At 64.1% G+C, this 20,092-nt stretch carries 20 protein-coding genes; all 20 read left to right on the plus strand.

Going from position 1 to position 20,092, the window contains the following annotated elements; translation table 11 throughout:
* Positions 1-13 precede the first annotated feature (13 nt).
* The 20 genes from GPJ75_RS04470 (at position 14) to GPJ75_RS04565 (ending at position 20,047) form a co-directional block, all read left to right on the plus strand.
* Positions 14-1,657: an acyl-CoA synthetase gene (locus GPJ75_RS04470; RefSeq protein WP_163265523.1), complete on the plus strand. Its 1,644-nt coding sequence runs from the start codon at positions 14-16 to the stop codon at positions 1,655-1,657.
* 340 nt (positions 1,658-1,997) lie between these two features.
* Positions 1,998-2,528: a protease adaptor protein RcdA gene (gene rcdA / locus GPJ75_RS04475; RefSeq protein ID WP_163265866.1), complete on the plus strand. Its 531-nt coding sequence runs from the start codon at positions 1,998-2,000 to the stop codon at positions 2,526-2,528.
* 132 nt (positions 2,529-2,660) lie between these two features.
* Complete coding sequence (gene ruvC / locus GPJ75_RS04480) at positions 2,661-3,176, plus strand: crossover junction endodeoxyribonuclease RuvC (protein ID WP_163265525.1); 516 nt, start codon at positions 2,661-2,663, stop codon at positions 3,174-3,176.
* Positions 3,173-3,793, plus strand: coding sequence for a Holliday junction branch migration protein RuvA (ruvA, locus tag GPJ75_RS04485; RefSeq protein WP_163265527.1), 621 nt, complete (start codon positions 3,173-3,175; stop codon positions 3,791-3,793). The genes ruvC and ruvA overlap by 4 nt, the downstream gene beginning before the upstream one ends.
* 78 nt (positions 3,794-3,871) lie before the next feature.
* On the plus strand, positions 3,872-4,138 hold the full coding sequence (locus tag GPJ75_RS04490; RefSeq protein WP_163265529.1) for an AbrB/MazE/SpoVT family DNA-binding domain-containing protein: 267 nt from the start codon (positions 3,872-3,874) through the stop codon (positions 4,136-4,138).
* Entirely contained in the window at positions 4,125-4,523 is a 399-nt protein-coding gene (locus GPJ75_RS04495) for a type II toxin-antitoxin system VapC family toxin (RefSeq protein ID WP_163265531.1), read from the plus strand. Before GPJ75_RS04490 ends, GPJ75_RS04495 begins: the two co-directional genes overlap by 14 nt.
* Positions 4,520-5,560 (plus strand): Holliday junction branch migration DNA helicase RuvB, encoded by a 1,041-nt coding sequence (gene ruvB, locus GPJ75_RS04500; protein ID WP_163265533.1) that lies wholly within the window; start codon positions 4,520-4,522, stop codon positions 5,558-5,560. Before GPJ75_RS04495 ends, ruvB begins: the two co-directional genes overlap by 4 nt.
* Positions 5,561-5,566: 6 nt before the next feature.
* Positions 5,567-6,037 carry a tol-pal system-associated acyl-CoA thioesterase gene (gene ybgC, locus GPJ75_RS04505; protein WP_163265535.1) on the plus strand — a complete coding sequence of 157 codons (471 nt, stop codon included), beginning with the start codon at positions 5,567-5,569 and terminating at the stop codon, positions 6,035-6,037.
* A 256-nt stretch (positions 6,038-6,293) separates the two neighbouring features.
* Positions 6,294-7,022, plus strand: coding sequence for a protein TolQ (gene tolQ, locus GPJ75_RS04510; RefSeq protein WP_163265537.1), 729 nt, complete (start codon positions 6,294-6,296; stop codon positions 7,020-7,022).
* Positions 7,022-7,474, plus strand: a complete 453-nt coding sequence (gene tolR, locus GPJ75_RS04515) for a protein TolR (protein ID WP_163265539.1) — start codon at positions 7,022-7,024, stop codon at positions 7,472-7,474. Before tolQ ends, tolR begins: the two co-directional genes overlap by 1 nt.
* Before the next feature lie 5 nt (positions 7,475-7,479).
* On the plus strand, positions 7,480-8,532 hold the full coding sequence (locus GPJ75_RS04520) for a cell envelope integrity TolA family protein (RefSeq protein ID WP_163265541.1): 1,053 nt from the start codon (positions 7,480-7,482) through the stop codon (positions 8,530-8,532).
* 49 nt (positions 8,533-8,581) lie between these two features.
* Entirely contained in the window at positions 8,582-9,898 is a 1,317-nt protein-coding gene (gene tolB, locus GPJ75_RS04525) for a Tol-Pal system beta propeller repeat protein TolB (protein WP_163265543.1), read from the plus strand.
* Between the two features lie 179 nt (positions 9,899-10,077).
* Positions 10,078-10,587 carry a peptidoglycan-associated lipoprotein Pal gene (gene pal / locus GPJ75_RS04530; RefSeq protein ID WP_163265545.1) on the plus strand — a complete coding sequence of 170 codons (510 nt, stop codon included), beginning with the start codon at positions 10,078-10,080 and terminating at the stop codon, positions 10,585-10,587.
* Positions 10,588-10,744: 157 nt separating this feature from the next.
* Positions 10,745-11,698 (plus strand): tol-pal system protein YbgF, encoded by a 954-nt coding sequence (ybgF, locus tag GPJ75_RS04535; RefSeq protein WP_163265547.1) that lies wholly within the window; start codon positions 10,745-10,747, stop codon positions 11,696-11,698.
* Positions 11,699-11,763: 65 nt separating this feature from the next.
* Positions 11,764-13,035 carry a tRNA lysidine(34) synthetase TilS gene (gene tilS, locus GPJ75_RS04540; RefSeq protein ID WP_163265549.1) on the plus strand — a complete coding sequence of 424 codons (1,272 nt, stop codon included), beginning with the start codon at positions 11,764-11,766 and terminating at the stop codon, positions 13,033-13,035.
* Positions 13,036-13,157: 122 nt separating this feature from the next.
* Complete coding sequence (gene ftsH / locus GPJ75_RS04545) at positions 13,158-15,095, plus strand: ATP-dependent zinc metalloprotease FtsH (RefSeq protein ID WP_163265551.1); 1,938 nt, start codon at positions 13,158-13,160, stop codon at positions 15,093-15,095.
* Positions 15,096-15,343: 248 nt separating this feature from the next.
* Complete coding sequence (gene glmM / locus GPJ75_RS04550) at positions 15,344-16,696, plus strand: phosphoglucosamine mutase (RefSeq protein ID WP_163265554.1); 1,353 nt, start codon at positions 15,344-15,346, stop codon at positions 16,694-16,696.
* Between the two features lie 201 nt (positions 16,697-16,897).
* Positions 16,898-17,752, plus strand: coding sequence for an outer membrane protein (locus GPJ75_RS04555; protein ID WP_163265556.1), 855 nt, complete (start codon positions 16,898-16,900; stop codon positions 17,750-17,752).
* A gap of 255 nt (positions 17,753-18,007) precedes the next feature.
* Complete coding sequence (locus GPJ75_RS04560) at positions 18,008-18,709, plus strand: outer membrane protein (protein ID WP_163265558.1); 702 nt, start codon at positions 18,008-18,010, stop codon at positions 18,707-18,709.
* Between the two features lie 165 nt (positions 18,710-18,874).
* On the plus strand, positions 18,875-20,047 hold the full coding sequence (locus tag GPJ75_RS04565; protein ID WP_163265560.1) for a phosphoserine transaminase: 1,173 nt from the start codon (positions 18,875-18,877) through the stop codon (positions 20,045-20,047).
* Positions 20,048-20,092 lie beyond the last annotated feature (45 nt).

Below are 20,092 nucleotides of genomic sequence, written 5' to 3' on the forward strand. Positions count from 1 at the left end.
GGGAGGGAAAAACGTGAGCGACAATCCTTACGCACAGAATCTCGACAGGAACCCCGCCAATCACCAGCCGCTGACGCCGCTGACGCTGATGGAGCGGGCAGCACGGGTCTTTCCCGACCATCCGGCCATCATCCATGGCAAGACCCGGCGCACGTATGGTGAATTCTGGCAGCGCTCGCGGCAGCTCGCCTCTGCCCTTGCCCGCCAGGGCATCGGCAAGGGCGATACGGTCTCGGCGATGCTGTCCAACACGCCGCCCATGCTGGAGGCGCATTTCGGCGTGCCGATGACGAAGGCCGTGCTGCATTCGATCAACACGCGCCTCGACGCAGCCGTCATCGCCTTCCAGCTCGACCACGCCGACAGCAAAGTGGTGATCGTCGACCGCGAGTTTTCCGGCGTCATGAAGGAGGCGCTGGCCAAGGCCAAGGTAAAGCCGCTGGTGATCGACTACGACGACCCGGACTATCCCGCCGACGCGCCCCATCCCAAGGGCGAGCCGATCGGCAGCGTCGAGTACGAAGCCTTCGTTGCCTCCGGCGACCACGATTTTGCCTGGGCGATGCCGGATGACGAGTGGGACGCCATCTCCCTCAACTATACCTCGGGCACGACGGGCAATCCCAAGGGCGTCGTCTACCATCATCGCGGGGCGGCGCTGATGGCCTTTGCCAACACGGTCCATGCCGGCTTCGGGCGGCACCCGGTCTATCTGTGGACGCTGCCCATGTTCCACTGCAACGGCTGGTGCTTTCCCTGGACGCTGGCGATCCAGGTCGGCACCCATGTGTGCCTGCGCTGGGTGCGGGCGAAGGCCATGTACGACGCCATCGCCGACCATGGCGTGACGCATCTGTGCGGGGCGCCGGTCGTCATGGGTACGCTGGTCAACGCCGAGGAGGCGGACCGCCGCGACTTCCCGCAGACCGTCATCTTCAACACGGCCGCCGCGCCGCCGCCCGAATCGGTTCTGGCGGCGATGGCGGACGCCGGCTTTATCGTCAATCACCTCTACGGGCTGACGGAAACCTACGGCCCGGCGGTGGTGAACGAGTGGAAGACGGCGTGGGACGGCCTCGACGGGCCGGAGCAGGCGACGCGTAAGGCGCGGCAGGGCGTGCGCTATGCGACGCTGGAGGGGCTGACGGTGATGGATCCCGAGACCATGGAGCCCGTCCCACCGGACGGCGAGACGCTGGGCGAGGTGATGTTCCGCGGTAACATCGTCATGAAGGGATACCTGAAAAACAAGAAGGCGACGGACGAGGCCTTCGCCGGCGGCTGGTTCCATTCCGGCGATCTCGGCGTGCTGCACCCCGACGGCTACATCCAGCTCAAGGATCGTTCCAAGGACATCATCATCTCCGGCGGCGAAAACATCTCCTCCATCGAGGTGGAGGACGCGCTCTACAAGCATCCGGCCATTGCCGCCTGTGGCGTGGTGGCGCGCGCCGACGACAAATGGGGCGAGACGCCGGTGGCTTTCGTCGAATTGAAGCCGGGGAAGGAGGCAAGCGCGGAGGAGATCATCGACCATTGCCGGCGGCTGCTCGCTTCGTTCAAGTGCCCGCGCCACGTGTTTTTTGTGGAAATCCCGAAGACGTCGACCGGGAAAATCCAGAAGTTCAAGCTGCGCGATCTGGCAAAGACGATGTGAGGATAAGGGACATTTGCCCGCGGTTTTTAATCGAGAATCTACAACTTCATTAACTCCCTGTTAAGCTTTACGGGTGTTTACTGTGTTTATCCAGTGATCTGGATTCTTACCGAGTGGCTGGAGCCATTCTGTTTGACGCCTCCCTGTTAAACTCCTGAGAGCCGCAACCGCGGCTCTTTTTTTGTTTCAGTCATCGCTATTTTCGCCGGAATCGGCCGTTAACGCTTTATTAAGCGAGGGCTTGCGTTCAGGCTTTTCAAGGCGCATTTTCAGCTCTCAAGAAGGCAATAAAGATGGACATGCGCCGGATCGGGCGCGTTGGGATTGGGGCGTGATACGCATGATCACGGGCAGTACGGGCAGCGCCAACATGGTGAAGTTGGCCGAGAGGCGGGTTTTCTCCCATTCGTTCAAGCCGCTCTACAACGAGGGCATGGGGCTGGTCGAAGAGGCGGCCGAATATCTCGATGGCGATGGGCGCCTGGCCGCCAAGGAGCTGCCGCGGGCCGCGGCAGGGCTCTATGCGGCCGAATCGATGCGTCTGACGACGCGGCTCATGCAGCTTGCCTCGTGGCTACTGCTGCAAAGGGCTGCCAACTCCGGTGAGATGACGCGGGAGCAGGTGGCGGTCGAGAAGGCAAAGGTTCGGCTCGACACCGCCTCCGTCAACGAGGATGCGCCGGGCTGGGCCGAGTTGCCCGAGGCATTCCGCAGCTTGGTGCGGCGCTCGCTGCGGCTGGAAGCGCTGGTGCGGCGCATGGATGAGGAAATCTACGGTCCGGAAGCGGAGCGGGCTTTCGAGGAGCCGTTAACAGTCAACCCCGTTTCCGACCAGATCACCCTTCTGCAAACCGCCTTCGGGCGCGGTTGAGTCGATCCTCAGGCGGCAAGGGCGCTTATTGCCGCCCTGCCCACGCCGTCTGCTGTGCGATTTTTCTTCCCATTGTTCCTGTTCTCCGCGTTGGCTGATGGCAATAGGTCTGGCGGCGGCTATGGTAGTGCCATGGCAGGCGCGATTCGCATTATTGGCATTGATCCGGGGCTGAGGCGCACCGGTTGGGCAATCATCGAGACGCTGGGCAATTCGCTGCGTTTCGTGGCGGCGGGCACCGTGCGTTCGGATGAGAAAACCGATCTCGCCACGCGGCTGTGCCAGCTTCACGACGGCCTTTCCGGCATATTGCATGCGCACATGCCGGAGGAGGCTGCGGTGGAGGCGACCTTTGTCAACAAGGACGCGGCCGCAACACTGAAGCTCGGTCAGGCGCGTGGCATCGCCATGCTGGTGCCGGCACGCGCCGGCCTGCGGGTGGCCGAGTATGCGCCGAATGCGGTCAAGAAGGCGGTGATCGGCGTTGGCCACGGCGACAAGAAGCAGATCCACATGATGGTGAAGGTGCTGATGCCGAAAGCGCAGTTCGATACCGACGACGCGGCGGACGCTATCGCGATCGCCATCTGCCACGCCCATCACCGGCAGTCGGTCGCCTACCGCCTGGCGCTGGAAACGGTGAAATGATCGGCAAGCTGAAGGGCATCGTCGACGAGATCGGCGAGGATCACTGCATCGTCGACGTCGGCGGCGTGGGCTACATGGCCTATTGCCCTGCGCGCACGCTTGCGGGGCTGGACGGCGTCGGCACGGCGGTGACGCTGTTCATCGAGACCTATGTGCGCGAGGACATGATCCGCCTCTACGGCTTCCGCACGGCGCTGGAGCGCGAGTGGTTCCGCCTGCTGCAGAACAACGTGCAGGGTGTGGGGGCGAAGGTGGCGCTGTCGGTACTGTCGACGCTGTCGGCGGCGGAACTTGCCAACGCCATCGCCCTCAAGGACGTCGCGATGGTGGCGCGGGCGCCGGGCGTCGGCCGCAAGGTGGCCGAGCGCATCGTCACGGAACTGAAGAGCAAGGCGCCGGCCTACGCGGGCGAGGCCACGGGAACCATCGGGCTGAAGCAGGAGCTGGGAGAGGGCGTGGCGGCGGCGCCCGTCTCCGACGCGGTCTCGGCGCTCGCCAATCTCGGCTATTCGCGCGACGTGGCGGCGAACGCAGTGGCCGCGGCGCTGAAGGCGGCCGGCGAGGGCGCGGAGGCGGGTACGCTGATCCGGCTGGGGCTGAGGGAACTGGCGCGGTAGAGGTGCGCATGGAATTCCTTGCAAACGGGCCTATTCTTACTATTCTATAAAGTAAGGAAATCTCCATGGTGTAAGGAAATGGGAATCGAATCGAAACTGACCTCGAAGTGTCAGACCACGATCCCGGCGGAAGTCAGGGAGTTCCTGAAGATCGGGGCAGGTGACAGGATTGGCTACGAGTTCGTTGAAGGCAAGGTTGTGCTCGTTCCGAAAAACCGGAGCGCGCTTGATCTTGCTGGTGCTCTATACGTTCCCGGCCGCAAGCCTGTGTCGATCGAGGAGATGAACGAGGCGATTGCAGACGCGGCTGCCGAGAAGTACGAGCGCTCACGTGCTCGGCGTTGACACGAGCATTATCGTCCGGCTTCTGACACGCGATGATGCACGCCAGTATGAAGCTGTGGTCGGGTTGATAAAGAACAACAAGAGCCGCGGCGCGCTGTTCGTCAATCCGGTGGTCGTCGCTGAAACGATCTGGGTGTTGGAGCGCGTGTACAAAACGGATCGGGAAATAGGACGCAAGTTGCTGTCGGAACTCCTTGAAACTGTCGAGTTCGTCGTTCCTGCTTCCATGCATCTGGAGGGTTGGAGCGAATGGTTCCAGTCGCGTCACCAGGACTTTTCCGATGTGCTTATCGCCGGCATCAATCGTGACAATGGCTGCTCTGCCACGGTGACTTTCGACCGCGAGGCAGCAAAATCCGTCCCCGGCATGGAGCTTCTTTCATGAGCGAGGCCGACCGCCTCATCTCCTCCGACAAGCGCGGCGAGGATGTCGACACCACCATGCGGCCGCAGACGCTCGAGGAGTTCGTCGGGCAGAGGGCGGCGCGGGCGAACCTCAAGGTGTTCGTGGAGGCGGCGCGCGGGCGTGGCGAGGCGCTGGACCATGTGCTCTTCGTCGGGCCACCGGGGCTCGGCAAGACGACGCTGGCGCAGATCATGGCGCGCGAACTCGGCGTCAACTTCCGCGCGACGTCGGGCCCGGTGATCGCCAAGGCGGGCGATCTGGCGGCGCTGCTCACCAATCTGGAAGAGCGCGACGTGCTCTTCATCGACGAGATCCATCGGCTCAACCCGGCGGTGGAGGAAATCCTTTATCCGGCGATGGAGGACTACCAGCTCGACCTCATCATCGGCGAGGGGCCGGCGGCGCGCTCGGTGAAGATCGATCTTGCGAAGTTCACCCTGGTGGCGGCGACGACGCGGCTCGGGTTGCTGACTACACCGTTACGCGACCGTTTCGGCATTCCCGTGCGTTTGGAGTTCTATACGGTGGAGGAGCTGCAGGCGATCGTCACCCGCGGGGCGCGCATTCTCGGCCTGCCTTTGACGGAGGACGGGTCGGAAGAGATTGCCCGGCGCGCCCGCGGCACGCCGCGCATCGCCGGCAGGCTCCTGCGCCGGGTGCGCGACTTCGCCTCCGTCGCGGGTGCGGAGAAGGTGACGCGCAAGGTGGCCGACGAGGCGTTGTCGCGGCTGGAAGTCGATGCGCTCGGCCTTGACCAGCTCGACCGGCGCTACCTCACCATGATCGTCGAGAACTTCGGCGGCGGGCCTGTCGGCATCGACACCATCGCGGCAGGTCTTTCCGAGCCGCGCGATGCCATCGAAGACATCATCGAACCTTATCTCATCCAGCAGGGCTTCATCCAGCGTACGCCGCGCGGACGCGTGCTGGCGGCGCGGGCGTGGAAACATCTGGGGCTGACGGCGCCGAAGGAGCTGACACAGGCGCAGATTAGCCTGTTCCAGGAGGAGGAATAGCAGTCCTTGTCCGACGTCGACCGCAACGACGCGCTGATCGCCGGCCTCAGCGGCCAGCTTACGCCCGAGGGCCATCGCCTGCAGGCGCGCGTCTATTTCGCCGATACGGATTTCACCGGCGTCGTCTACCACGCGCGCTATCTCGAGTTCCTGGAGCGTGGGCGCTCGGATTTCCTGCGTCTGGCCGGTGTCCACCACACCGAGCTTGCCGACGGCAAGCATGGGGAGCGGCTTTCCTGGGTGGTGCGGCGCATGGATATCGAGTTCCGCCAGCCCGCCCGCATCGATGACATCGTGATCGTGGATACGCGGGTGGAGCGGATTTCGGGTGCGCGAATCTTCATGGCGCAGCAGCTTTCGCGCGATGGCGAGCTCTTGGTGGAGGCGCGGGTGGAGGCAGCGATCATCGGCGTTTCGGGAAAGCCGCGGCGCTTTCCCAAGGAGTGGGCGGCAGCTTTTCTGCGCCGTCCAGAGTAAGGTGAGGGTGCACAGGCCTTTGAATAATTACGATTTCCGACAATTATCGGTCTATTCGTAATACACCGTTAACCATGACTCCCCATATGATCTAGGCATAACCAGCGGCACGCGCGCCTTCCTTTGACCAAAATTTCCCGGAAAAAGGCGCGAATGAAAGCTCGCGGGGGGCGCTGCGGCTTCATTGGGTGACGCGGCCACGCGGGCGGGACGGATCGGCACAGATGCTGCCCAGATTTTACGAGGATGTTTGTCCATGGAAAGTGTAGCGCTCACCGCGCCGGGTGGGGATTTGTCCATCTGGGCGCTGTTCTGGCAGGCAGGATGGGTCGTCAAGCTGGTGATGATCGGCCTTCTCGGCGCCTCCATCTGGACCTGGGCTATCATCGTCGACAAAACGGTTGCCTATGCGCGCATGCGTGTCGCGCTCAACCGCTTCGAGCAGGTGTTCTGGTCCGGGCAGTCGCTGGAGGAGCTCTACCGCTCGCTGTCGGAGCGCAAGACGGCGGGCATGGGGTCGATCTTTGTGGCCGCCATGCGCGAGTGGAAGAAGAGCTTCGAGAAGGGCGCGCGCTCGCCGCTCGGCCTGCAGACGCGTGTCGACAAGGCGATGGACCTGGCGCTGACGCGCGAGATGGAGCGCCTCGAAGGCAAGCTCGGCTTCCTCGCTTCGATTGGCTCCTCGGCACCCTTCATCGGCTTGTTCGGCACGGTGGTGGGCATCATGACCTCTTTCCAGGCCATCGCCGGCTCCAAATCCACCAACCTTGCCGTGGTGGCGCCGGGTATCGCCGAGGCACTGCTGGCCACCGCCATGGGGCTTCTGGCGGCCATTCCCGCGGTCATCGCCTACAACAAGCTGACATCCGACGCCGGCAAGCTGGCCTCCAGGATGGAAGGCTTCGCCGATGAGTTCTCCGCCATACTGTCGCGGCAAATCGATGAGAAAGCTGCGCCGAAGCAAAGGGCAGAGGAGTACGCCTGATGGCCATGTCGGTTTCCTCGGTCCACGCGGGCGGAAACGGGCGCAGGCGCCGCGGGCGCCGGCACGCTCTGATGTCGGAAATCAACGTCACGCCCTTCGTCGACGTGATGCTGGTGCTGCTCATCATCTTCATGGTGGCCGCTCCGCTCCTGACAGTTGGCGTGCCCATCGACCTGCCCGAGACACAAGCCAGGGCGTTGAATTCCGAAACGACGCCGATCACCATATCGGTCAACAACGAGGGGCTGATCTATCTCCAGGAAACGGAGATCCCGATCGACGAGGTGGTGCCGAAGCTGGAGGCCATCGCCCAGGCCGGTTATGAGGAGCGCATCTATGTGCGCGGCGACAAGTCCGCGGATTACGGCACGGTGATGCGGGTGATGGCGCGCATCTCGGCCGCCGGCTTCCGCAATCTCGGCCTCGTCACCTTGCAGGAACAGGACAGCTGATCTTCATGAAGACCGGTCTCGTCACATCGGTCACGATGCACGCGGTGCTTCTCGGCTTCGGGATATTCTCGTTGTCGGCGCCGCGCGCCTATGAAGTGGCCGATGTCGAGGCGCTGCCGGTCGACATCGTTCCTGTCGACAGCTTCTCACAGGTTCAGGAAGGCGACAAAAAGGCGCCGTTGGAGCAGAAGCCTACTCCGACGCCGACCCAGCGTCCCGACCCGGTGGAGAACGCGCAGAAGGTGGGCGAGGCGGATACGGACCAGAAGACGCCGCCCACGCCGGAGGTGACGCCGAAACCGGTGGAGCGGACGGCTGAAGCGGCTCCGGCCCCCGAGCCCCAGCCCAAGCCCGTGGAGAGACCCGTCGAGGAGACGCAGCAGGCAAAGGCCGAAGACGTGCCCGCGCCGGCCACCGAGCGCGAGCCGGAGCCGCAGCCTCGACAGGAAGTCACGCCGGAGCCGGCCGAGGAGCCCCTGGTGGCGGAGAATGCGGAAGACGAAAGCGTGAGCCTGCCCCAGTCGGCTCCCGTGCCGCAGGCGCGCCCGCAGCCGCCGAAGGCGCAGACGGCCAAGGCGCCGGAACGCAAGGAGACGGAGAAGCCGACGGCGAGCGAGCAGGCGAGGAACGAGGAGAAGGACGACGAGCTGTTCGATCAGGTTGCCGCGCTCCTGAACAAGGAGCAGGCTTCCGGCGGCGGTGCCAAGCGCTCCACGGAAGAAGCCGCGCTCGGGGGCGAGCGCACGACTGCCGGCGAGACGCTGACGCAGAGCGAGGAGGACGCCATTCGCAGGAAAATGGAGCAATGCTGGCAGGTGCCGGCGGGCGCCATGGGCCTGGAGGGCGTGAGGATTTCGATCCAGTTCCGGCTGGACCCAAGCGGTGCGGTTGAAGGCAACCCAGAGATCGTTTCCAGCGTCAGCTCGAGCGTGGAGCGCGCAGTAGCCGACTCGGCACGGCGTGCTATCCTGCGGTGCCAGCCCTACAACCTGCCCGCCGAAAAATACAACGCCTGGGCCGAGATGAAAATGAATTTCGACCCCACGGATATGTTCTGACGCAAGCCCGTACCGGGCGCCTACCCGAGAATTCAAGAGGCATGAGCTGATGCGGAAATTCGTGAAAACGACCCTCGCCATTGTGGCGCTCGTCGCAGGCATTGCCGCGCTGGCGGTTGTCCCGGCGCGGGCGCTGGTCGAAATCGACATCAACAAAGGCGTCGTCGAGCCGGTGCCGATCGCCATCACCGATTTTCTGTCGGGCGATGCGATGGGTGTCGAGATCGCTGGTGTGATTTCCGCCGATCTCCGGCGCTCGGGTCTCTTCGCGCCGATCGAGAAGAATGCCTTCATCGAGAAAATATCCAACCCCGACGTGACGCCGCGCTTCGAGGACTGGAGGGTCATCAACGCACAGGCTGTGGTGACGGGACGCGTGACGCAGGAGCCGGACGGGCGGCTGCGCGTGGAGTTCCGTGTGTGGGACACCTTCGCCGGCCGGCAGCTCTCAGGCGAGCAGCTCTTCGCCAACCAGGAAAACTGGCGCCGCGTCGCGCACATCATCGCCGACACGATCTACGAGCAGTTCACCGGCGAGAAGGGCTATTTCGACAGCCGCATCGTCTATGTCAGCGAGTCGGGGCCGCGGGACAACCGCGTCAAGCGGCTTGCCATCATGGACCAGGACGGCGCCAGGCACGAATATCTCTCCGACGGCCGCTCGATCGTGCTGACACCGCGCTTTTCGCCGCAGCGTCAGGAAATCACCTACATGTCCTACGAGAGCGGCAATCCGCAGGTTTATCTGCTGCAGCTCGAAACCGGCCAGCGCGAGCTGGTGGGCAACTTCCCGGGCATGACCTTTGCGCCGCGCTTCTCGCCCAACGGCGACAAGGTCATCATGAGCCTGCTGCGCGAGGACGGCAATTCCAATATCTACACGATGGACCTGAGGACGCGGAACACAGCGCGGCTCACCGACACCAATGCCATCGACACCTCGCCCTCCTATTCGCCGGACGGCAGCCAGGTGGTCTTCACCTCCGACCGGGGCGGGCGGGCGCAGATTTACGTCATGGGTGCCGACGGCTCGAACCAGCGCCGCATCTCCTTCGGCGACGGCGCCTACTCGACGCCAGTCTGGTCGCCACGCGGCGATCTCATCGCCTTTACAAAGCAGAGCGGCGGGAACTTCCAGATCGGCGTGATGCGCACCGACGGCTCGGGCGAACGGATCATCTCGTCGGGCTTCCTGCAGGAGGGGCCGACGTGGTCGCCCAACGGCCGGGTCATCATGTTCTTCCGCCAGGATGCCGGCGCGGTTGGGCCGAAGCTCTATTCCATCGACCTCACAGGCCGCAACGAGCAGCCGGTGGCGACACCGAATTTCGGCTCCGACCCGGCGTGGTCTCCACTGCTGAAATGATTTCCGCCGCCTTTCAGCCGCATTTGCCACTACCGTCCGAATCACGGTTTCTGTAATGTGGTGCGGGCGGGATAAAGCGAAAGCAACGAAGCGTTAACCTCGTTTTTTGAACGTGCGTTAACCGCGCCATGGTTACTAGGTGTTGAAGAAATCCACTCAAATGCCAAGGAGTGACGGCAATGCGCCGTATCGCAGCCCTGACTAGAAATCCCGTTGCCATCGCCCTTTTCGCAGCCCTTGCGGTTGCCGGATGCCGGTCCCAGCAGCAGGTTCCCAACACGGCGGCCGAACTCGGCCTGGGGGGCGCGGGGTCGGCAACGCCGGGCTCCACGCAGGAGTTCACAGTCAGCGTCGGCGACCGCATCTTCTTCGATACGGATTCCTCCGTCATTCGTTCCGACGCGCAGGCCACGCTTACCCGTCAGGCACAGTGGCTGAACAAGTACCCGTCCTACTCCATCACCATGGAAGGCCACGCCGACGAGCGCGGCACGCGTGAATACAACCTGGCGCTGGGCGCCCGCCGCGCCGCTGCCGCGCGGGACTTCCTGGTGTCGCAGGGCGTACCGGCGAATCGCATCCGCACGATCTCCTACGGCAAGGAGCGGCCGGTTGCCGTCTGTGACGACATCTCCTGCTGGTCGCAGAACCGGCGCGCCGTCACGGTGTTGGGCGGGGCGGGAAGCTGACGCCCGAGCGAGAGCGGTTCCTGAGGGCGGCAAACGATGCCGCCCTTCTTGCATTGCGCGGCAATCAAAATTTGGCCGAAGTCTCACGGCCTGATAAAGGGAAGGCGGTGGCGGCTGCCGCCGTATTTATCACTTCCTTTTCAAGAGCGAGACAGGAATGCTGTTCCGAACATATTTGAGCGGTCTGGCCGTTGTAGCCTTCTCCCTCGCCGCCACGGTGGGGAGCGGCGAAGCGGGGTTCCAGCCGCGTCTGCCCGATACCCCCACTATCGGCCAAGAAAGCCGGCATGGGGCACCCGTTATCTTGGCCCAGGCGAGCGACCCGCGCCTTATCGCCCTCGAGGAAGAGGTGCGGCGGCTGAACGGCCGGGTGGAGGAATTGAACTTCCAACTCCTGGAGACGCAGGACCAGCTGCGCCGCATGCAGGAAGACAACGAGTTTCGTTTCCAAGAGCTGGAGGGCAAGCGCTCCGAGGCGACGGGCGCCGAACCGGTTCAGAGGGCTGAACGTCCCGCAGTCCCCTCCAGCGACCCGGCCACGGGCACGGCCAGCACGGCGGATACCACCGCCCCGACGCACGGGGAGCCGCCGCGTACGCTCGGCACCATCACCCTCGACGAGGACGGCAATCTCGTCTCCAGCGGCACCGGCGGGCCGGTGGATCTCTTGCAGGGCGGCCAGGGGGCCGGCAACGGTGGCTCCGTCATTGCCGCCGTACCGCCCTCCGACGATCCGGATGAGATTTACCGCAACGCCTACGAGTTCGTTCTTTCCGGCGATTATGGTACGGCGGAGGCCGGCTTCCGCCAGTATCTTGAGCGCTTTCCCGACGGGCAGCACGCCGCCGACGCCAGTTTCTGGCTGGGCGAAGCGCTCTTGGGGCAGGACCGCCACCGCGAGGCGGCGGAGGTCTTCCTGCAGGCCAACCGCGACCATCCCAACGCCGGCAAGGCGCCGGAGATGCTCCTGAAGCTCGGTGTCTCTCTTGCTGCACTCGACCAGATCGACGTCGCCTGCGCGACCTTCACCGAGATCGGCCAGCGCTACCCACAGGCCTCTGACGCGCTTAGGGAGCGGGTCAGGCGGGAACAGGCTACCGCCGGTTGCTGAGCCAGGTGTCCCCGCTCGCGGCGGCTCCTCTTCTTTCCGCGATCGATCTTGCCGGGCGCAGATGCGTGATCGCGGCAGTTTCGGGCGGCGGCGATTCGCTTGCCCTTCTTCTCCTTCTCCGCGACTATCTGAAACGCGCGCAAAGCGGACCATCGCTTCTGGCCGTGACCGTAGATCATGGCCTGCGCGCCGAGGCGGCCGAGGAAGCGCGTTCGGTCGGCAGGCTGTGCGCGGCGCACGGCATCGCGCACCGTGTTCTTCGATGGGAGGGGCCGAAGCCGGCGACAGGGCTTTCGGCCGCGGCGCGGGAAGCCCGGCTGCAGCTTCTGGCGGGGGCGGCGGGTGCGGCCGACAGCGACCTCGTATTGACCGGCCACACGGCGGACGACCAAGCCGAGACGCTGGCCATGCGGCTGAAGCGCGGAGGCGGGCGAGGGATCGCCGGCATCCCCCCGGCGACGCTCTACGATGGCCGCGTCTGGTTCGTCCGGCCGCTTCTTAAGGTGCGCCGAAGCGCGCTGCGCGGCTTTCTTGAGGCGCGAGGCATCGGCTGGGTCGATGACCCGAGCAACAGGGACCGACGGTTCGAGCGGGCGCGCGTGCGCCAGGCGCTGGGTGAGGAGGATATCGATCGGCTAACCGGCCAGGCGCGGGAAGCGGCCCTCGCACGGGAGGATGCGGGGAAAAGGGCCGCCACTCTTATCGCCGGCGCGGCGCGGCTCGGAGCGCCGGGTCTCCTTTATCTACCGCATTCGGCGCTGCAGGAGGCGGAGAGGGGCGCCGCCATCTACACACTCCGCATCCTGCTGGCCGTTGCCGGCGGCACGCCGCATCTGCCCGACGAGGCGCGCACCGCCGCTATCCTGGCACGTGCGGGAGACGAGGGCTTTCGCGCCACTCTGTCGCGGGCGGTGATCGCTGTCAGGCGTGGGCGTCTCTATATATACCGGGAGAGGCGCAATCTGCCGCGGCTGGCATTAGCCGACGGCATGATCTGGGACGGGCGATACCGCGTCATGGTGCGTGGCGAGCGAAAGGATCTGGCGCTTGCTCCGTTCGGCGCCGAGAATGCTCGGGAAGCCGAGGTTGCCGATGTGGACGCGCCCGCAGGCCTCGTGCGGTCGGCCCTTGCGGCCGAACCGGCGCTTTGGCGCGATGGGCGGTGTCTCGGCCGTGCGAGCGAAGGAGCGGTGGTGTCCCTGCGGCCGGTGGCGGGGCCGTGGGCGCGGCTTTTGCCCTCGTTCGACCTTGTTCCGGCGCGGGCGGTTGCCGGGGTGATCGGTGGTGCGACTATTCCGCCCTTGCCATGGCGCGGCCACAAAGAGGAGAACAGATAACCATATCGGTTAGGATACCGGCGCAATAGTGGGCTTGCGCTTGGCAACGTTGCGCACGCTCCCTATGTTAGTTGAAACCAGTGCTTGGATGATGCCGGCCTCGGCGCACTTACAGGACGCACATGAATCCGAATTACAGAAACTTTGCGCTGTGGGCGATCATCGCCGTTCTGCTCATCGCGCTGTTCAACCTCTTCCAGGCGCCCCAGCAGCGGGGGGCGACGCGCGACATCGCCTATTCGGAGTTCCTCCAGGAATTGTCGAACGGCCGCGTTGAGAGCGTAACGATCACCGGGGACCGCATCACCGGCACCTACACGGACAACCAGACGCCTTTCCAGACCTATTCGCCGGGAGATGCGAGCCTCGTGCAGCGGCTGGAAGACCGTGGCGTGACCATCAATGCACGGCCGGAATCGGACGGCTCCAACTCAATACTGGGCTACTTCATCTCCTGGCTGCCGATGATCCTCATCCTGGCCGTGTGGATATTCTTCATGCGGCAGATGCAATCTGGCTCCGGCCGCGCCATGGGCTTCGGTAAGTCGAAGGCGAAGCTTCTGACCGAGGCACATGGCCGCGTCACCTTCCAGGATGTGGCGGGTGTCGATGAGGCCAAGGAAGACCTTGAGGAGATCGTCGAATTCCTGCGCGACCCGCAGAAGTTCCAGCGGCTCGGCGGCAAGATCCCGCGCGGCGTGCTGCTCGTCGGTCCTCCGGGAACGGGTAAGACGCTGCTCGCCCGCTCCGTCGCGGGTGAGGCGAATGTGCCCTTCTTCACCATTTCGGGCTCCGACTTCGTCGAGATGTTCGTCGGTGTCGGCGCTTCCCGCGTGCGCGACATGTTCGAGCAGGCCAAGAAGAACGCGCCCTGCATCATCTTCATCGACGAGATCGACGCGGTCGGCCGCCATCGTGGCGCTGGCCTCGGCGGCGGCAATGACGAGCGCGAGCAGACGCTGAACCAGCTGCTGGTCGAGATGGACGGCTTCGAGGCCAACGAAGGCATCATCCTGATCGCCGCCACCAACCGGCCCGACGTGCTCGATCCGGCGCTCCTGCGCCCCGGTCGGTTCGACCGGCAGGTCGTGGTTCCGAATCCGGACATCGCCGGCCGCGAGAAGATCCTCAAGGTCCACGTGCGCAACGTGCCTCTCGCGCCCAACGTCGACCTCAAGGTGGTGGCGCGCGGCACGCCGGGCTTCTCCGGCGCCGATCTCGCCAACCTGGTCAACGAGGCCGCTCTGATGGCGGCGCGCCGCAACAAGCGCCTCGTCACCATGGCCGAGTTCGAGGACGCCAAGGACAAGGTGATGATGGGCGCGGAGCGGCGCTCGCACGCCATGACCCAGGAGGAGAAGGAGCTGACCGCTTTCCACGAAGCGGGGCACGCAGTGGTGGCGCTCAACACGCCATCCTCCGACCCGGTGCACAAGGCGACCATCATTCCGCGTGGGCGGGCGCTCGGCATGGTCATGCAGTTGCCCGAGGGCGACCGCTACTCCATGAGCTATAAGTGGATGATCTCGCGGCTCGCCACCATGATGGGCGGGCGCGTGGCCGAGGAGATCAAGTTCGGCAAGGAGAACATCACCTCGGGTGCGGCCTCCGACATCGAGCAGGCGACCAAGCTCGCGCGCGCCATGGTCACGCAGTGGGGCTTTTCCGACAAGCTTGGCCAGGTCGCCTATGGCGAGAACCAGGAGGAGGTGTTCCTGGGCCACTCGGTCGCGCGCCAGCAGAATATGTCGCAGGAGACGCAGCAGAAGATCGACCAGGAGGTTCGCCGGCTCATCGACGAGGCCTATGACACAGCGCGCGAGATCCTGACCAAGAAGAAGAAGGAATGGATCGCTGTTGCCGAGGGGCTGCTCGAATACGAGACGCTGTCGGGCGACGAAATCCGTGCCATCCTCCGCGGCGAGAAGCCCGCGCGCGACCTCGGCGACGATACACCGCCGTCGCGCGGCTCCACCGTGCCCAAGGCGGGCGCGCGCAAGGAGAACAAGAAGGGCGGCGAAGAGCCCGACGCTGGGATGGAGCCACAGCCGCAAGGGTAGGACCCCTCGCAAAGGACAGACACAAAACTGCGGGGCCTGGCGCCCCGCAGTTTTGTTACCGCGCCCTCTCTCCCCCGTATCAAGCTTGTTTACATACCGTTAATCATAGTGGGCAAGCGCCTGTTCATATAGATCGATTACGATTTCTGACATAAAGTGATGCGCATAAGCACCCAAACCTGTGGCAAATGAAGATGGGGACCGCAGTTTTGCGACAAACTTCCAAATCGGTGCGGGCAAAAAAAGATATGACGAAGAGATATTTCGGGACCGACGGCATCCGCGGTCGGGCCAATCGATTTCCCATGACCGCCGAGGTGGCCATGAAGGTGGGTATGGCCGCCGGCCTTACCTTCCAGAACGGCAACCATCGCCATCGCGTGGTGCTCGGTAAGGACACACGCCTTTCGGGCTATATGATCGAGAACGCGCTCGTCTCCGGCTTCTGCGCGGCGGGCATGGACGTGTTCCTTCTGGGGCCGATCCCGACGCCGGCGGTGGCCATGCTTGTGCGCTCGCTGCGCGCCGATATCGGCGTCATGATCTCGGCCTCGCACAATCCGTTCGAGGACAACGGCATCAAGCTGTTCGGGCCCGACGGCTACAAGCTTTCCGACAAGATCGAAGGCCACATCGAGGCGATGCTCGACAAGGACATCGAGCTGGCGCTGGCCGATGCCGAGATGCTCGGCCGGGCCAAGCGTGTCGACGGCGTGCATGATCGCTATATCGAGTTCGCCAAGCGCACGCTGCCGCGGGCGATGTCGCTTTCGGGCCTCAGGATCGTCGTCGACTGTGCCAACGGTGCGGCCTACAAGGTGGCGCCCGCCGCCCTCTGGGAACTGGGGGCGGAGGTGGTGTCCATCCACGTCGACCCGGACGGCCTCAACATCAACCGAGATTGCGGCTCTACCAGCCCCTTGAGCCTTGCCAAGAAGGTGCACGAGGTGCGTGCCGACATCGGCATCGCACTCGACGGCGATGCCGACCGGGTGGTGATCGTCGACGAGAACGGCACTGTGGTCGACGGTGACCAGATCATGGCGTTGATCGCGCAGTCCTGGCATGAGAGCGAGCGGCTGGCCGGCGGCGGCATCGCCGCCACGGTGATGTCCAATCTCGGCCTGGAGCGCTTTTTAAAGGGCCGTGGGCTCGATCTGCACCGCACCAAGGTGGGTGACCGCTACGTGGTGGAGCACATGCGTGCCAATGGGCTCAACGTGGGCGGCGAACAATCCGGCCACGTCATCCTTTCCGACTTCGCCACCTCGGGCGACGGGCTGGTCACCGCGCTGCAGGTTTTGGCCTGCATCAAGCGCGAGAACCGGCCGGCCAGCGAGGTGTGCCGCAAGTTCGAGCCGGTGCCGCAGGTCTTGAAGAATGTGCGCATCAGCGGCGGCAAGCCGCTTGAACGGGCGCCCGTCAAGGCTGTGATCGCCGAGGCGCAGTCACGGCTCGGCGAGAGCGGCCGCCTCGTCATCCGCCCCTCCGGCACCGAACCGCTCATCCGCGTGATGGCCGAGGGCGACGACCCGGACCTGGTCCACGCCGTGGTCGACGATATCATCGATGCCATCGGCGATGCTCGGACGGCGGCCTAGATTTATCGATCTTCGGCCTGCCGGAGCAACAGCCGGCTTAAGTCTCAGAGGGCTCACCCAGAGCAAGCATAACGCGATCGCCGCAGGAAACTGCGCGTTAGGGTTAAGTGCGGCTTAACTTTTTTGCTTCAATCTTCGCCATGACTCAACCAAGCGGGGCGCCAAACCGTGTAGCCGTCGCATTTCTTGGGGATGGGGAAGATGCTGAAGACGATGAAGCCGGCTGTCGCGGCTGCCGCGTTTGCCTTTGCCACCGGCGCCTACGCAGCCGACATCTATGAACCGCCGGTGGTGGAGACGCCGCCGCCGCAGTTCGTTGAAAAGCAGGTGGCCGCGGGCGGCTGGTATCTGCGTGGGGATATCAACTATCATTGGTCGGAGTTGCGCGACGCCGAATTCATCACTTACGGGCCGCCGCCCGGCACGAACGGTTTCACCAGCGACGACCTCGACGGTGCCATGTCGCTGGGTGCCGGCGTCGGCTATCAGATAACGCCTTATCTGCGCACCGACTTCACGGCGGACTACTGGTTCGAGTCGGACTTCCGCGGCTCGACGAGCGGTACCTGCCTCGACGGGGATCCCTGCACCTCATCGGACTCCAGTTCCTACGAGGCGCTTCTCCTGATGGCCAATGCCTATGTGGACCTCGGCACCTATCACGGTGTGACGCCCTATGTCGGCGCGGGCATCGGTGGCGCCTATGTGAAATGGGACGACCTGACGAACATCACCGAGGATGGCGAATTCGTGCACAAGGGGGGCAAAGACTGGCGCTTTGCATGGTCGCTGATGGCGGGTGCTTCATACTGCCTAACCGAGAACCTGCAGCTTGACGCCGGATACCGTTTCACCCGCATCGAGGGCGGTCGCATGTTCGAGGAGTTCTCGCCCGGCGGCGTCAGCATCGGTGCTGGCCCAGGCTTCGACGACGGCTTCAACGTGCACGAGGCGCGCGCCGGCCTGCGCTATTCTTTCGGCGGCAACACGAACTGCGCCGTGCCGCAGATGGTGGCCTACGACCCGCCGCCCTACGAGCCGCCAGTCTACAAGTAATACGTCTTCCACCGCTCTTGTCGGCCGCCCGGCTTTCCGCCGGGCGGCATTTTTTGTGTCGCTCGCACTATCGCATCGGCCCCGAAAATCGGAACCGATTTTCGAAAAGACACGATGCATGGAATTGGAGCGTCCGCTCTTCCCGTTCACCCGCTGTTATCCTTAACCATGGCTTAACCGAAATGGTTAACACTGCTTCTCGACTGGCGGCGGGGGCGAGTAAATGCTCCGGCGCACTTCGGGGAGCAGGTCACTATGTATAGGTTTTCCAGTAGTCTGATTCTGGTCGTCACGGGTGCCGCGCTGGCACCGGCGACGTCCGCCGGTGCGGCCGATTACGACCCACCCATCGTCATCGAGGAAGCGCCGCAATACGTGCCGGTGGAGTTCGGCTCGGGGTGGTACTTGCGCGGCGACGTTACCTACAGCGCCAACGATTCGGTCTATGACTTCAGCCTCTTCGGCGAGGAGGCGGACAACAATCGTTTTGGAGGCAGCATCGGCGTCGGCTATCACTTCACCGACATGCTGCGGGCGGACGTCAATCTCGCCTATATCGGGGACGACAGCTTCGACTATGACGACGGGGTCAATTTCGTGTCGGGTGAGAACCGGGTCCTGGGCGCGATCGTCAACGGCTACGTCGACCTCGGCACCTTTGTCGGCATCACCCCTTATGTCGGTGCCGGCGCTGGTCTCGTCTTTTCCAAGCACGATCTGGAGGTCGATTCACCGCTGCTGAATACTCCTCCCTCTCCACCGGATCGGCAATACGAGTTCGCCTATACCCTCAACGCGGGCGTCAACTACCAGGTGACGAAAAACATGTCGCTGGATGTGGGGTATCAGTATCTGAACTCGCCGAGCCTTGAATATCTCGACGTGTCCTCCAATACCATCGAGGACGGCGTGGACTATCACCAAGTCAAGGTCGGACTGCGCTACGATCTCTGGTAAGCCCGGCAACGGCCCAAAGTTTCCGCGGTGGCGGGCCCGACGGCCCGCCATGCGCTGTTCTGTCTCGGGAAGAACATGCTTGACGCGGCGGCCCTGACAGCATAACCCCCTCCGTGGGCCACCCCTCCCCACCGAGGGGCGAGCTATCTGGAAGGGTAGAATATCATGAGCACATTCCCCAAGCCGGGCATCCGTCCGGCCAATCCCAATTTCTCGTCAGGACCTTGCGCAAAGCGCCCCGGCTGGACGCCCGAGGCGTTGAAGGATGCCGCGCTCGGACGCTCCCACCGTGCCAAGATCGGCAAGGAAAAGCTGGGGCGGGCCATCGAGCTTACGCGTGAAGTTCTCAAAGTTCCCGCAGACTACCGCATCGGCATCGTGCCGGCGTCGGACACCGGCGCCGTCGAGATGGCGCTTTGGTCGCTCCTGGGCGAACGCGGCGTCGACATGGTTGCCTGGGAATCCTTCGGCTCCGGCTGGGTGACGGATGTCGTCAAGCAGCTCAAGCTCGGCGACGTGCGCCGCATCGAGGCGGACTACGGCGACCTGCCTGATCTGGCACAGATCGATTTCGGCCGCGACGTGGTCTTCACCTGGAACGGCACGACCTCCGGCGTGTGTGTGCCGAACGGCGACTTCATCCCTGCCGACCGCAAGGGATTGACCATTTGCGATGCCACGTCCGCTGCTTTCGCGCAGCGGCTCGATTTTTCGAAGCTCGATGTCGTCACCTTCTCCTGGCAGAAAGTGCTGGGCGGCGAGGCGGCGCACGGCATCCTTATCCTCAGCCCCCGCGCGGTCGAGCGGCTGGAAAATTATACTCCCGCCTGGCCATTGCCGAAGATATTCCGCCTCACCAAGGGCGGCAAGCTGATCGAGGGCGTCTTCAAGGGCGAAACCATCAACACGCCCTCCATGCTGTGCGTGGAAGACTATCTCGACGCGCTTTCCTGGGCGCAGTCGGTGGGCGGGCTCGACGCGCTGATTGCCCGTGCCGATGCCAACTTCGCCGTCATCGACCGGTTCGTCGAAAAGAGCGATTGGCTCGCGCATCTGGCGCGGGATCCGGCCACGCGCTCCAACACCTCCGTGTGCCTGTCGATCGTCGACGAGACGGTGGCGCGGCTCGATGCCGACGCCAGGGCGGCCTTCGCCAAGGGCATGGTATCCCGGCTCGACAAGGAGGGCGTGGCCTACGACATCGGCCACTATCGCGACGCGCCTCCGGGCCTCAGGATCTGGGCCGGCGCGACCGTCGAGACCTCCGATCTCGAAGCGCTGATGCCTTGGCTCGACTGGGCATTCCAGGAGCAGAAGGCGGCGCTGCAGAGCGCCTGAAACCGTCCGGCGCCGGCGCCGGCGCTGATCCTTCCCATCGCATTC

Source organism: Chelativorans alearensis, from assembly GCF_010993735.1.
GTDB lineage: Bacteria > Pseudomonadota > Alphaproteobacteria > Rhizobiales > Rhizobiaceae > Chelativorans > Chelativorans alearense.